The 12626-nt window shown below is 65.4% G+C and carries 14 protein-coding genes, 1 tRNA gene and 1 riboswitch; of the genes, 8 read left to right on the top strand and 7 right to left on the bottom strand.

The window, feature by feature from the left end; genetic code table 11:
* Positions 1-209 precede the first annotated feature (209 nt).
* From GDIA_RS06195 to GDIA_RS06185, 3 genes are read left to right on the top strand one after another with little or no spacing between them, the layout of a single operon-like run.
* Positions 210-1748: a carbohydrate porin gene (locus GDIA_RS06195; protein ID WP_012553669.1), complete on the top strand. Its 1539-nt coding sequence runs from the start codon at positions 210-212 to the stop codon at positions 1746-1748.
* Positions 1749-1791: 43 nt separating this feature from the next.
* Positions 1792-2340 (top strand): molybdenum cofactor biosynthesis protein B, encoded by a 549-nt coding sequence (moaB, locus tag GDIA_RS06190; RefSeq protein ID WP_043459215.1) that lies wholly within the window; start codon positions 1792-1794, stop codon positions 2338-2340.
* An 11-nt stretch (positions 2341-2351) separates the two neighbouring features.
* Complete coding sequence (locus tag GDIA_RS06185) at positions 2352-2933, top strand: DJ-1/PfpI family protein (RefSeq protein WP_012553667.1); 582 nt, start codon at positions 2352-2354, stop codon at positions 2931-2933.
* Between the two features lie 69 nt (positions 2934-3002).
* Here the strand turns inward: GDIA_RS06185 and GDIA_RS06180 are convergent, their stop codons facing one another.
* The 3 genes from GDIA_RS06180 to ahpC all read right to left on the bottom strand — a co-directional run bounded on the left by GDIA_RS06180 (position 3003) and on the right by ahpC (position 6766).
* Positions 3003-4466, bottom strand: coding sequence for a catalase (locus GDIA_RS06180; RefSeq protein WP_012553666.1), 1464 nt, complete (start codon positions 4464-4466; stop codon positions 3003-3005).
* A gap of 113 nt (positions 4467-4579) precedes the next feature.
* Complete coding sequence (ahpF, locus tag GDIA_RS06175; RefSeq protein ID WP_012553665.1) at positions 4580-6133, bottom strand: alkyl hydroperoxide reductase subunit F; 1554 nt, start codon at positions 6131-6133, stop codon at positions 4580-4582.
* 69 nt (positions 6134-6202) lie between these two features.
* Complete coding sequence (ahpC, locus tag GDIA_RS06170; RefSeq protein WP_012553664.1) at positions 6203-6766, bottom strand: alkyl hydroperoxide reductase subunit C; 564 nt, start codon at positions 6764-6766, stop codon at positions 6203-6205.
* A 129-nt stretch (positions 6767-6895) separates the two neighbouring features.
* Here ahpC and GDIA_RS06165 point away from each other — a divergent pair, with 129 nt between their 5' ends.
* From GDIA_RS06165 to GDIA_RS06160, 3 genes are all read left to right on the top strand, one after another.
* A complete protein-coding gene (locus GDIA_RS06165; protein ID WP_012223482.1) occupies positions 6896-7843 on the top strand; it encodes a hydrogen peroxide-inducible genes activator in 948 nt (315 codons plus the stop codon).
* 163 nt (positions 7844-8006) lie between these two features.
* On the top strand, positions 8007-8183 hold the full coding sequence (locus GDIA_RS19085) for a hypothetical protein (protein ID WP_012553663.1): 177 nt from the start codon (positions 8007-8009) through the stop codon (positions 8181-8183).
* A gap of 102 nt (positions 8184-8285) precedes the next feature.
* A complete protein-coding gene (locus tag GDIA_RS06160) occupies positions 8286-8915 on the top strand; it encodes a POTRA domain-containing protein (RefSeq protein ID WP_012553662.1) in 630 nt (209 codons plus the stop codon).
* Positions 8916-8966: 51 nt separating this feature from the next.
* Here GDIA_RS06160 and folE read toward each other — a convergent pair whose 3' ends face one another.
* From folE to metZ, 3 genes are read right to left on the bottom strand one after another with little or no spacing between them, the layout of a single operon-like run.
* Entirely contained in the window at positions 8967-9584 is a 618-nt protein-coding gene (gene folE / locus GDIA_RS06155; RefSeq protein WP_012223489.1) for a GTP cyclohydrolase I FolE, read from the bottom strand.
* 37 nt (positions 9585-9621) lie between these two features.
* A complete protein-coding gene (gene apaG / locus GDIA_RS06150; RefSeq protein ID WP_012553661.1) occupies positions 9622-10098 on the bottom strand; it encodes a Co2+/Mg2+ efflux facilitator ApaG/CorD in 477 nt (158 codons plus the stop codon).
* Between the two features lie 18 nt (positions 10099-10116).
* Positions 10117-11319 carry an O-succinylhomoserine sulfhydrylase gene (gene metZ / locus GDIA_RS06145; protein ID WP_012553660.1) on the bottom strand — a complete coding sequence of 401 codons (1203 nt, stop codon included), beginning with the start codon at positions 11317-11319 and terminating at the stop codon, positions 10117-10119.
* A 123-nt stretch (positions 11320-11442) separates the two neighbouring features.
* Positions 11443-11523: riboswitch (SAM riboswitch) on the bottom strand.
* Positions 11524-11656: 133 nt separating this feature from the next.
* Here metZ and GDIA_RS06140 point away from each other — a divergent pair.
* Positions 11657-11730, top strand: a tRNA-Gly gene (locus GDIA_RS06140).
* Between the two features lie 32 nt (positions 11731-11762).
* Here GDIA_RS06140 and GDIA_RS06135 read toward each other — a convergent pair.
* Positions 11763-12335, bottom strand: coding sequence for a hypothetical protein (locus GDIA_RS06135; RefSeq protein WP_012553659.1), 573 nt, complete (start codon positions 12333-12335; stop codon positions 11763-11765).
* Between the two features lie 80 nt (positions 12336-12415).
* Here GDIA_RS06135 and GDIA_RS06130 point away from each other — a divergent pair, with 80 nt between their 5' ends.
* Complete coding sequence (locus GDIA_RS06130) at positions 12416-12622, top strand: DUF1653 domain-containing protein (protein WP_012223498.1); 207 nt, start codon at positions 12416-12418, stop codon at positions 12620-12622.
* Positions 12623-12626: the final 4 nt, after the last annotated feature.

The raw sequence follows: 12626 nt of genomic DNA, 5'->3' as shown, positions 1-12626 counted from the left end.
GATTGTTTTATATGCAGATATATCGGAACTCCATCACGCTCTCGGGACGTTGTGGTATATCGGTCATGCGAATGTTATACGGGGCGAACCCAGGACGACGACAGAATAGAGCGTCGCCCAAAACAATAAAGGTGCCTGCAGGCGCCTGACGTGATGATGTCCCTCCGGCATGCCCTTGGCCGATGTCGGACGCAGGTAGATGGAACCCGATGATTCGTACTGTGTTCGGGGCGGCGGTCGTGCTGTCCATATCCGGCCTGATGCTATCCGACGGGTCCGCTCGCGCGCAGTCCACCCGGTCCGACGTCGCGGCGACCACGCGGCCGGTCGTGGTGGGCGGCTATGCGAACCGGGTCCCGGCGCGGATCGTCCCCCCTCCCGCCTCGAAGCAGGCCGTCCCGGCATCCACCGCCTCGAAACAGGCCGCGGCGGCGCACGTCTATGTGCCCCCGTCCTCGCTGGCGGGCTATTTCCCGCCCAGCTACGAGGAATGGATTCGCGGCAGCACCATGACGGGCGACTGGGGGGGGCTGCGTACCCATCTGGAAGATCGCGGCGTGCATATCCAGGGGCATTTCCTGGAAGACGCGTCCGGCAATCCGGTGGGCGGAAAATATGCCGGTGTCCGCTATGCGCATGAATTCGGGCTGGGCGCCGACATCAATTTCGCCAGGCTGATCCATCATGACATCGGCGTCCTGCATATTCTGCTGACCGAACGCGCGGGCCTCAGCCTGGCGGCGGGCCCGCTGGGCGGCGCGGTGGATTCCGTGCAGCAGATCTTCGGCTCGGGCGAGACCGTGCGCATCACGCGCCTGTCGCTGGAAAAGCAGTTCAATCGCTACGTCTCGATGGAAGCCGGCTGGATCAACACCGAAAACGATTTCGGGCAGTCCACCATGCATTGGGGCATGTCGATCTACTGCCAGTTCCAGACCAACGCGATCTGCGGCATGCCGCAGGGGCTGGCGATGAATGGCGGCTATGGCTGGTATCCCACGGCCCATCCGGGCGCGTGGCTGAAGCTCTATCCGGCCGGCAACGACCATTATCTGGTGTCGGCGGGTATCTATAACGTCGATAACACCATCTCGAACACCCATAACGGCTTCAAGCTGGGACTGGACGATACGACGGGCGTCTACCTGCCGTTCCAACTCGGCTGGCATCACGGCAACGACTACACCGGCGACATGGACGGCAATATCCGCATCGGCGGATACTGGGACACGTCCGAGGTCCCGATCGTCACCTCCAAGGCCGGGGCCTATCAGCCGGCGAGCGTCGAGTTGATCGACCTGCCGACCACCCAGATCCGCGGCCGCTTCGGCGGCTGGTTCGAAGGCGACCAGATGATCCAGCGCGACAGTTCCGGCAGCGGCCGGGGCACGGTCATTTTCGGATCGTTCATCTGGGGCGATCCGCGCACCGCGCTGTCGCCGTATTTCGCGACCTGGGGCATCATCCGCAAGGGAACGCTGCCCAACCGTCCGAACGATACGATCAGCTTCGGCGGCAAGATCGCGGTGCTGAATCCGAAGATGGCGCAATATGCGGGCATGCTGCAGCAGGAAGGCCAGAAGGCGATCCGTCCCTCGAACGAACCGGCCATCGAACTGAACTATGGCTGGCGGCCGACCCCGTGGGCCACGTTGCGCCCCGGCCTGCAATATGTCTGGCACCCGGGCGGCACCAATCGCTACGCCAACGCCTTCATCATAGACATGGAAACCGGATTAACCTTCTAAGAGTGTGTTGACGGCGGTACCGGTGGGGGGGAACATGGACGCCATGTCCAGACTTGATCCTGCCCGACCGTTCCTGCCGGTCCGCATCGCGGTGCTGACGGTTTCCGATACGCGCGTCTTGGAAACCGACACCTCCGGCACCCTGCTGGCGCAGCGCATCGCCGCCGCCGGCCATCACCTGGCCGACCGCGCCATCGAACCGGACGATGCCGACCGCATCGCGGCCCGTCTGGCGGGCTGGATCGCCGATCCCGCGATCGACGCGGTCATTTCCACCGGCGGCACCGGCGTCACGGGCCGCGACGTGACGCCCGAAGCCTTCGAACGGGTGCTGGAAAAGCGGATCGAGGGCTTCGGTGAACTGTTCCGCATGCTGTCGTACCAGAAGATCGGGACCTCGACGATCCAGTCGCGCGCCCTGGCCGGGGTCGCCAACGGCACGTATCTGTTCGCGCTGCCGGGGTCGTCCGGCGCGGTGAAGGACGGGTGGGACGATATCCTGGTCTGGCAGTTGGACAGCCGTCACCGCCCCTGCAATTTCGTGGAACTGATGCCCCGCCTGCGGGAGCATCTGGAACCCGCTCACGATTGAGAGGTCATGCGATGACTGGCAAGAAGCTGCTGCTGCTGGCAGGCGATTATGTCGAAGATTACGAAATCATGGTGCCGTACCAGGCCCTGACCATGCTGGGCTTCACGGTCGATGCGGTCTGCCCGGGCAAGCGGGCGGGCGACTATGTCCTGACCGCCATCCATGATTTCGAAGGTGCCCAGACCTACAGCGAAAAGCCCGGCCACCGCTTTACCCTGACGGCGGATTTCGACCAGGTGAACGCGGCGGACTATGCGGGGCTGGTGGTCCCGGGCGGCCGCGCCCCGGAATATCTGCGCCTGGACCCGCAGGTCATCGCCCTGGTCCGCGCCTTCTCCGACCGGCCGGTCGCCGCCATCTGCCATGGCGGCCAGTTGCTCGCCGCTGCCCGGGTCATCGGCGGGCGCACCGTATCGGCCTATCCCGCCTGCCGGCCCGAAATCGAACTGGCCGGCGGCGTCTATGCCGACATCGCGATCGATGACGCGGTGACCGACGGATTGCTGGTCACCGCGCCGGCGTGGCCGGCCCATCCGCGCTGGCTGGCCCAGTTCGTTACGCTGCTGGGCGTCACCATCAAAATCCCGGGATAGGCCGGATAGGAAAGACGGATCGTGACGAGGTGATTCCACCGCGTCACGTTCGGTCACGGCCGGGGCGCGCTATCGTTGTCTCTCGGCGCGCACGCCCTGCTCGATTCGCAGGCCCGTCGCCTCGTCGATATTTTTCCAGTATTCGAATACGCGGGACAGGACGGGTTCCTCGACACCGGCCAGGACGTGGCCGACGACGTTCTGGACCAGGCGGTCCCGCGCCTCGTCATCCATGACCCTGGAGACGAGCACCTTCGCCTGGCTGAAATCGTCGTCGTCGCGCCGCTGCGCATAGGCCGCGCGCAGGAACCCGCCGTCGGCGGCCCATACGGCATCGTCCGGAAAGCGTTGCGCGTCCGCGACGGGGCCCCCCTTGGAATTGGGCGCATAGACCGGATCGCTGGCTTCGCGGATCCGCATGGCGCCCCCCTTGGCATAGCTGTGCACCGGGCATCGCGGCGCGTTGACGGGAATCTGCTTGTAGTTGACGCCCAGGCGCGCCCGATGCGCGTCGGCGTAGGCGAAGGACCGGCCGAGGAGCATCTTGTCGGGCGACAGGCCGGTGCCGGGCACGAAATTATTCGGCTCGAAGGCGACCTGCTCGATCTGCGCGTGGAAATCGGTCGGATTCCGGTCGAGAACCAGCCTGCCCACGTCGATCAGCGGATACTCGCCTTGCGGCCATACCTTCGTCAGGTCGAAGGGATTGATGTGATAGTCGCGCGCCGCCTCGTACGGCATGATCTGCATCTTCAGGGTCCAGCCTGGATGGTCTCCGCGCTGGATCGCCGCGTACAGGTCGCGCCGGTGATAGTCGGCGTCGGCGCCGGCCAGGCGGTTCGCCTGCTCCTGCGTCAGGCATTTTATGCCCTGGTCGGTCTTGAAATGATATTTGACCCAGAAGCGTTCGCCCGCGGCGTTGACCCACATGTAAGCATGGCTGGAAAAGCCGTCCATGTGACGCCAACTGGCCGGAATGCCCCGGTCGCCCATCAGCCAGGCGACCTGATGCGCCGTTTCGGGATTGAGCGTCCAGAAATCCCACTGCATGTCGTTGTCGCGCAGGCCGTTATCGGCGCGGCGCTTCTGCGAGTGGATGAAATGCTGGAATTTCATCGGATCGCGGACGAAGAAGACCGGGGTATTGTTCCCGACCATGTCGAAATTGCCCTCTTGCGTGTAGAATTTCAGGGCAAAGCCGCGCGGGTCCCTCCAGGTGTCGGGGCTGCCGGCCTCGCCGGCGACGGTGGAGAAACGCGCGACGATTTCGGTCCTGACGCCCTTTTGCAGGAACGCGGCCTTCGTGTACGGGCTGACGTCGTGCGTCACCTCGAAATATCCGAAGGCGCCGCTTCCCTTGGCGTGAGGCTGGCGATCGGGGATCATTTCCCGGTTGAACGCCGCCATCTGCTCGATCAGATAGTGGTCATGCAGCAGGATCGGACCGTCAGGGCCGACCGTCAGCGAATAGACGTCGCTGGAGACCGGTATACCGGAATCGTCGGTGGTTGATCTGGAACTGTGCTCGGTCATTGCGATGTCTCCGATTTTCATGCCCGCGCAAATCGTCGGGACATGTTCAAAAGCGTCCGCCCGCTTATTGTATACAGACCTGGCGGACGGCACAATCTCGGCTGAACCCGATATCAGCCGGGCAGGCGGATCAGGTGGTCGAACGCGGCCAGCGCGGCCTTGGCCCCGTCCCCGATCGCGATGACGATCTGCTTGTACGGCGTCGTCGTCGCATCGCCCGCCGCGAAGATGCCGGGAACCGACGTCGCGCCGCGGCCATCGACGATGATTTCGCCGAACGCCGTACGCTCGACCGTGCCGCGAAGCCAATCGGTATTGGGCAGCAGCCCGATCTGGACGAACACGCCGTCGACGTCCAGATGCCGCGCGGCTTCGCCGTCCTGAACGGTCAGGCCCGTCATCTTCGTGCCGTTGCCTTCGACCTTCGTGATCACGGCATTCGTCATCACGGTGACGTTGGGCAGGCTGCGAAGCTTGTCCTGCAGGACCCTGTCCGCCCGCAGCGCCGGATCGCGCTCCAGCAGCGTCACGTGGGAACTGATCCCGGCAAGATCGATCGCGGCTTCGACGCCGCTATTGCCCCCTCCGGCGACCGCGACCGGCTTTCCCTTGAAGAAGGGGCCGTCACAATGCGGGCAGTAGGCTACCCCCCGGGTGCGATACTCCTCTTCGCCGGGAACGTTGAGCGGCCTCCAGCGTGCTCCGGTTGCAAGGATGATCGTGCGCGCCCGCAGGCTCGCCCCGCTTTCCAGCACGACGTGATGAAGGGCGCCGGGCTGTGCTGCGGCATGCAGTTCCCGCACCCGTTGCGCGGAAATGACCTCCACGTCGTACTGGCGCACATGCGCCTCCAGCGCGGCGGCCAGCTTCGGCCCCTCCGTTTCCCTGGCCGAGATGAAATTCTCGATGCCGGCGGTGTCCATCACCTGGCCGCCGAACCGCTCGGCGACCAGGCCGGTGCGCAGCCCCTTGCGTGCGGCATAGACCGCCGCCGCCGACCCGGCCGGCCCTGCGCCCACGACCAGGATGTCGAACGGAGCAAGATCCTTCAGCCGTTCCGCGGCCCGCTTCGGCGCGTCGGCATCCAGTTTCGCCAGGATCTCCGCGACGCCCATGCGGCCGGACCCGAAGGGCTGTCCGTTCAGGAACACCTGGGGGACGGACATGATGTTCTTTTCTTCGACCTCACGCTGGTACAGCGCGCCGTCGATCGTGACGTTGCTGATGTTCGGGTTCAGCACGCTCATGGCATTGAGCGCCTGTACGACGTCCGGGCAGTTCTGGCAGGAGAGCGAAACATAGGTTTCGAACCGATACGTGCCGCTCAGTGACCCGACCTGGGCCGTGATGTCGTCCGGCAACTTCGGCGCATGACCGCCGACCTGCAGCAACGCCAGGACCAGCGAGGTAAATTCATGTCCCATGGGAATGGCGGCGAACGTCACGCCGCCCGCCGCGTCCTCGCGCCGGATCGCGAAGGACGGGCGCCGCGAGGCCGCGCCGTTCGTCGAGACGCGAATCTTGCCGGACAGTGCTGCGATCTCGTGCAGCAATGCCGCCATGTCCCGGGCCGGAGCGCTGTCGTCGAGCGAGGCTTCGAGCACGATCGGATGTGCAAGATTGGCGAAATGGTCCTTGAGTTGCGACTTGATCGTATCCTGCAGCATCGCGAGGACTCCGTGTTCCAGTGGGGTGGGGCGGCGGCCCGGCCATGTGGGCCGGGCCTGCGGCTGGGGTCAGATCTTGCCGATCAGGTCCAGGGACGGGGTCAGGGTCGCGCCGTCTTCCTTCCACTTGGCGGGGCAGACTTCGCCGGGATGGGCGGCGATGTATTGGGCGGCCTTGATCTTGTCGATCAGGCTTTCGGCCGTCCGGCCGACGCCCTCGGCGGTGATTTCCATATATTGCACCCGGCCCTGCGGATCGATCAGGAAGGTGCCGCGGTTCGCCACGCCGGCGTCCTCGACCAGCACGCCGAAATTGCGGGAGATCGCGCCCGTGGGGTCGGCCAGCATGACGTAGCGGATCTTGCCGATCGCCGGCGACGTGTCATGCCAGGCCTTGTGCGTGAAATGCTTGTCGGTGGATACGGCGTAGATCTCGACGCCCAGATCCTGGAAAGTGGCGTAATGATCGGCCATATCTTCCAGTTCTGTCGGGCAGACGAAGGTGAAATCCGCCGGATAGAAGAAAAAGACGGCCCATTTTCCCCTCACATCCTGGTCCGATACCTTGACGAATTTGCCGTTATGGAAGGCATCGGTGCTGAATGACTTCAGTTCGGAGTTTATCGTCGTCATAAGTTCTGTCCTTCTGTGCGTTGATGACAGAACGGGTGTCCGACAAATTTCCCTCGGGCGGAAATCGTTTGTCCCGATGGGAATTATAGGTAAAACCATTTTATGGGATTGGATTGAGCGATCGTACTTATGGAAAAGACCTACACTCCCCTGTCTGGCCTGTCGCTGCGCGACATCGAATATGCCGTGGCCGTCGATGATCTGCGAAACTTCTCCCGCGCCGCCGAACGATGTGGCGTCAGCCAGGCGGGGCTGTCCGAGCAGATCCGCAAGCTGGAAAATCTCCTGGGCGTCGTCTTGTTCGAACGTACGCGACGGCATGTGAAGCCGACACCGGAAGGTATACGGCTCCTGGAACGGGCAAGGGATGTCGTGACCGCCGCCCGGATGATGCTGGAGGCGGCGCACATGCAGTCCGGGCCGCTGAACGGAATCCTGCGCATCGGCGTGATCGCGACGCTGGGGCCCTACTACATTCCCAGCATGCTGCCGCTGCTGCGCAAGAGCTATCCTGATCTCAGGCTGCAGGTGACGGACGGCCTGACCGGACCACTCCTGGCGAAGTTGCAGCAGGACGAGCTCGACCTCGTATTCGCGGCGCTGCCGGTTTCGGAAAAATCGTTCATGGATTGCGCCCTTTTCGAGGAACCGTTCGTCGCCGCCGTTCCGTCCGGCCATCCGCTTTCCCGCAAGCGGTCGCTGGCGACGCGTGACCTGGACGGGCCCGAACTCCTGCTGCTCGAAGACGGTCACTGTCTGCGCGACCAGGCGCTTGCGCTGTGCGGCCTGCCGACGCAGGCGCGCGCGCGGCAGCGGCTTGCGACCAGCCTGGAAATGCTCTGGCACATGATCGGTGCCGGTGAGGGCCATTCCCTGATCCCCCATCTGGCGCTGCGCAATCGCGGCGAATGGCGCGGCCTCATCGCCGTCAGGCCCCTGGCGGATGCCAGCCGGACGATCGGCGCCGTCTGGCGCAAATCGGACCCGCGCGGGCCGGCCTTTGCCGAGCTTGGCGATTTCCTGCGCCGGCACGTTCCCGAAGGGTGCCGCCCGTGCCAGGACGGGCCGGAAGCATAGGTCGCGACGTGCCGCGTCCCTGACGATATTTTATCGATTCCATTGTGGAAAAGGAGGCCTGTTATCGGGTGTTCCTATCACGGCATTCGATACTATCTGTTTCCCGGCCGTCTCGGAAATCCGTATCCCGTTTCAGGTGCCTCATCAGGAAAGGATACGAAACATGATGAAATCCACAAAGACTTCCGCGACCGCGATCGCCGTCGCGATCTCGTCCGCCCTGGCACTGTCCGCCTGTGCGGGCTCCGGCCTGCCGCAGTCCGACGGGCACGGTCCGGCCGGATATGATGCCGGCCTTGCCGGCAACGTCGCCACGATCCCCGACCGGGCGCTCTTCTAGAACCGGGCCGCGGCCATCATTGGCATTGCCCGGAAGGTGTGCATCATGGGGGCAGGGGGTCGGCGCGCACGCCGCCGGCCCGTGTCATGGGAGAATTCCATTTTGCGCACCATCCGTCATATCATGGCCCGCTCGGCGCTGGCCGTTGCCCTGGCCACCGGCTTCGCCTCGGTGCCCGCCCTGCACGACGTGGCGTTCGCCGCCGCGCCGGGGCCCAATGACCCGCTGAAGCTGAAATCGGTGGTCGTGACCGGCAACAAGCAGGTCTCGACGGAGGACATCCTGGCCGCCGTTCCCTTCCATGTGGGGGACACCGTCACCCGCAACCAGATCGCAGCCGCCATGCAGGACGTCATGGCCGTCTACCAGAAGAAGAATGTCGGCCTGAAACTGGGCGGCAGGACGAAATTCGCGGGCAAGGCGGTCTATGTCCAGTGGGTCATCGAGGAACAGGCCCCGGGAACCGAAACCGAAACCCATGTCGGCCTGGTCGTCGACAAGATCGTCTTCGAGGGCAACAAGAAGGTTTCCACCGCCGACCTGACGGCGGCGACGGCCCTGCGTCCGGGTTCGGCGATCACCCAGGCCACGATGGCCGCCGATCAGGAAGCCGTCCAGAAGCTGTACCAGAAGCGTGATATCAGCGCGTCGGTCCAGGTCGTGCCGGCCCAGAAGCCGGGCGACAGCCACGTGACCCTGACCTATCAGATCAACGAAAAGGCGGGCGACTGACCCGAAGGTCCCCGCCACCGGCGGGGACCACCCACCCGGTCGAACGGGCGGTTATATATGGGTGGTGGCGGCCGAAGGCCGGTTCAGCATCGCCATCAGTTCGCGCCGCGTATCCGAATTGGTGCGGAATACCCCCAGCATGCGGCTGGTCACCATCGATACGCCGGGCCGATGCACCCCGCGCGTGGTCATGCATTGGTGCCCGGCCTCCAGGATCACCGCGACGCCATGCGGTTGCAGCACATCGTTGATCGTATTGGCGATCTGCGCCGTCAGGCGTTCCTGGATCTGCAGCCGGCGGGAAAAGGCCTCGACCACCCGCGCCAGTTTCGAAATCCCCACCACCCGCTTGCCGGGCAGGTAGGCGACATGCGCGACGCCGATGATCGGCACCATGTGGTGCTCGCAATGGCTTTCGAAACGGATGTCGCGCAGCAGCACGATCTCGTCGTAGTCATCGACTTCCGAGAAGGTGCGCGACAGGATTTCGGACGGGTCCTCGGCATAGCCCTGGAAGAATTCCTCGTACGACCGCACTACGCGGCCCGGCGTATCGAGCAGCCCTTCGCGGGCGGGATCTTCGCCCGCCCAGCGTAGCAGGGTGCGGATCGCGTCTTCCGCCTCCTCGCGAGAGGGACGGGGCAGGGGAACCGTGTCGGTGGGGGTCATGAGCCTGTCTTGCTGGGGGCGTGCCGGAGCGGCGCCCTTAATGAATGATGGCGGGGTGGTACGGGCAATCCAGGCTGAACGGCGGAATCCGCACGTCGAACTGCTGGTGCGCCTGCGGGCGGATCATGTGGAACTGCCCGCGCATGAAGCCGGTGGGCGTCTGCAACGCCGCGCCGGATGTGTATTCGAAGGCCTGGCCGGGCTCCAGCACCGGCTGTTCGCCGACCACGCCGTCACCATGGACATGTTCCACCCGGCCGGTGGCGTCGGTGATTTCCCATGTCCGGCGCAGCAACTGGACCGTGTCGCTGCCGTGGTTCTCGATCCGGATGCGATAGGCCCAGGTGAAGCGGTGTTCCTCCGGCTGGGACTGGTCGTCCAGCCAGAAGGCCCGGACGACCACGCGGATCGCGCCGGTCGTCGCCTCGTAGCACGGGGCGCCGTCCATGGCCTCGGCCAGGGCGGCGTCCGGGTCGGGGTCCAGTCCGGGGGGCGGCGGTCTGTCTTGGGCCATGGCGCGTTCCTGCCTGCGTCAGCGTGACCGAAGGGCGGCCAGCCCGCGATCCAGATCATCCTTCAGATCGGCGCTGTCTTCCAGACCCACCGAAAAGCGGATCACGCCGTCGGTGATGCCCAGTCGCGCCCGTTCCTCGGCGCCGATCTTCATGTGCGTGGTGGTGGCCGGGTGCGTCACCATCGATCGCGCATCACCCAGATTGTTGGAAATCGCGATCAGCCGCAACGCGTTCATGAAGGCGAACGCGCGCGCCTTGCCGCCCGCGACCTCGAAGGCGACCAGGGTGGAGGCGCCGCTCATCTGCGCCTGCGCCAGCGCGTATTGCGGATGGTCGGGCCGGCCGGGATAGAACACCCGCGTCACCCCCTCGGCGCCGGCCAGGTGATCGGCGACGGCGGCGGCATTGTCGGTCATTGCCCGGACGCGCAGGGCCAGCGTCTCCAGCCCCTTCAGCATCACCCAGGCATTGAACGGCGACAGGGCGTTGCCGGTATTGCGGGTGAAGGGCTGCAGGGTATCGGTGATCCAGTCCTTGCGGCCCAGCACCGCGCCGCCCAGGACACGCCCCTGGCCGTCGATATGCTTGGTGCAGGAATACACGACGACATCCGCCCCCAGTTCCAGCGGCTTCTGCAGCAGTGGGGTCGCGAAGACGTTGTCGACCACCACCAGGGCTCCGGCCTGGTGCGCCAGGTCGGAAATGGCGCGGATGTCCAGGATGTCCAGCATCGGGTTCGACGGGCTTTCCAGCAGGACCGCCGCCGTGGGCCGCGCCAGGGCCTCCGCCCACGCGTCCATGTCGCCCCCGTCCACGAACACCGTTTCCACCCCGTAGCGCGGCAGCAGGTTGGCGACGATCCAGTGGCACGACCCGAACAGCGCGCGCGACGCCACCACCCGGTCCCCGGCCTTGACGTGCGACAGCAGCGCGGACGACACCGCCCCCATGCCCGTCGAGGTCGCGATGCAGGCCTCGGCCCCTTCCAGGTCCGCCAGGCGCTTCTCCAGCGCCTCGACGGTGGGGTTGCCGAACCGGCTGTACTGATAATGCGTCACGTCGCCGGTGAAGGTCGCCTCGGCCTGTTCGGCATTGTCGTAGACGAAGCCCGATGTCAGGAACATCGCCTCGCTCGTCTCGCCGAACGGGGTGCGCTCGACGCCGGAATGCAGCAGGCGGGTCGCGGGGCGGTAGGCTCGGTCGGTCGAATCGTTGCTCATCATGAGCTCCCGGAACAGAATCGTCAGAAAGGCCGGGCCTCGGGGCATCCGGTGTCGAACCGATCCGGCGGCCCCGCGTCCCGACGCGAAAATCCGACCGTGGAAACCGTGACGCCCGCGGATTCTGGCGGAAGTCAGGCCTCTTTAGCGCGTCTGTTTAACCTCGTCGCAAGCCGGCCGATCCAAATCACGAGGGCCCGCCGAACCCCAGGCCCGCCGGACGACAGGGTTATCGCGGATCGGGGCGCCGCTCGTCAACCATCGCCGCCCCGCGCGGCCGACGGCGGCGGAACGGATTGCATCGTCCGGCTCGCTGGGCTATAGGGGCCGCAGCGCCGCGGGTGTAGTTCAATGGTAGAACGGCAGCTTCCCAAGCTGCATACGAGGGTTCGATTCCCTTCACCCGCTCCACGCACTCCCCCGTCTTTCCTGTGTCGGCCCCGTTACTGCGGCGGCGGTGCCTTGTGGTGCTGGGCCTGGTAGTGTTCGATCGACTGGCGCAGATCGTCGGCGGGCGGGGCGGGCATGGTGTCGCGATAGGTCGTGCCGTTCCACACCCAGCGATCGGTCCCGTTGATGATCAGGTCGTGCATCCCGCCATGCGTGCGGCGCGACAGCGAAACCGGGCCGCTGACCGAATCCAGGACCTTGATCCAGTCCTGCTTGTCCTTGCGCAGATAGACCGACGTCGAACAGCCCGCCGATCCGCACAGGTCGGCCGACTGCAACTGCACGAACAGCGCGCTGTCCCCCGCCCGGGTCGACAGGGGGGCCGACCCGACCAGCACCACGGGCGTATTCCCGCGCCGGGCCGCCGCCGCCAGGTCGCCCGCGTTCAGCAGCCGCGCCGCCCGGTCCAGCACGCTGTCCGGCTGTTGCGTCAGCGTGACGGGGCCGCCCATCGTGGCGGGATGTGACGGGTGACGTGGCGCGGCGCCCCGCGCGGGGCCGAGCGCCAGCATCGGCATGATGACCGGCAGGAGAAGGGGCAGGATATGACGAGGCGGGCGGTTCATGCGATGAGGTTCCGTCGGTTCGCGTGGGCGCTGGCTCGGGGTCCCGGAGCCGAATCCAGGTGGGACAAGGGTAGTAACGCATGAACGAGACCGAAAGGACACGACCGGGCCTGTATCGGCATTACAAGGGCGGCCTGTACACGCTGATCTGCGTCGGCCGGCATTCGGAAACCGAGGAATGGCTGGTGACCTATCGCAGCGAGGCCCGTGGCGATTACTGGGTGCGGCCCCTGGCCATGTGGGTCGAGGACGTCGATGGCGTTCCCCGCTTCAGCCCGCTGTCCTGACATG

The sequence above is a fragment of the Gluconacetobacter diazotrophicus PA1 5 genome (genome assembly GCF_000021325.1).
Lineage (GTDB): Bacteria > Pseudomonadota > Alphaproteobacteria > Acetobacterales > Acetobacteraceae > Gluconacetobacter > Gluconacetobacter diazotrophicus.
Note: the sequence above shows the minus strand (reverse complement) of the source record. Positions and strands in the feature narration are given on the sequence as shown.

Excerpts from the sequence above, each read along its gene's own strand:
- GDIA_RS06195 (WP_012553669.1), top strand. The coding sequence starts at position 210 with ATGATTCGTACTGTGTTCGGGGCGGCGGTCGTGCTGTCCATATCCGGC.
- moaB (WP_043459215.1), top strand. The coding sequence starts at position 1,792 with ATGTCCAGACTTGATCCTGCCCGACCGTTCCTGCCGGTCCGCATCGCG.
- GDIA_RS06185 (WP_012553667.1), top strand. The coding sequence starts at position 2,352 with ATGACTGGCAAGAAGCTGCTGCTGCTGGCAGGCGATTATGTCGAAGAT.
- GDIA_RS06180 (WP_012553666.1), bottom strand. The coding sequence starts at position 4,466 with ATGACCGAGCACAGTTCCAGATCAACCACCGACGATTCCGGTATACCG.
- ahpF (WP_012553665.1), bottom strand. The coding sequence starts at position 6,133 with ATGCTGCAGGATACGATCAAGTCGCAACTCAAGGACCATTTCGCCAAT.
- ahpC (WP_012553664.1), bottom strand. The coding sequence starts at position 6,766 with ATGACGACGATAAACTCCGAACTGAAGTCATTCAGCACCGATGCCTTC.
- GDIA_RS06165 (WP_012223482.1), top strand. The coding sequence starts at position 6,896 with ATGGAAAAGACCTACACTCCCCTGTCTGGCCTGTCGCTGCGCGACATC.
- GDIA_RS19085 (WP_012553663.1), top strand. The coding sequence starts at position 8,007 with ATGATGAAATCCACAAAGACTTCCGCGACCGCGATCGCCGTCGCGATC.
- folE (WP_012223489.1), bottom strand. The coding sequence starts at position 9,584 with ATGACCCCCACCGACACGGTTCCCCTGCCCCGTCCCTCTCGCGAGGAG.
- apaG (WP_012553661.1), bottom strand. The coding sequence starts at position 10,098 with ATGGCCCAAGACAGACCGCCGCCCCCCGGACTGGACCCCGACCCGGAC.
- metZ (WP_012553660.1), bottom strand. The coding sequence starts at position 11,319 with ATGAGCAACGATTCGACCGACCGAGCCTACCGCCCCGCGACCCGCCTG.
- GDIA_RS06135 (WP_012553659.1), bottom strand. The coding sequence starts at position 12,335 with ATGAACCGCCCGCCTCGTCATATCCTGCCCCTTCTCCTGCCGGTCATC.
- GDIA_RS06130 (WP_012223498.1), top strand. The coding sequence starts at position 12,416 with ATGAACGAGACCGAAAGGACACGACCGGGCCTGTATCGGCATTACAAG.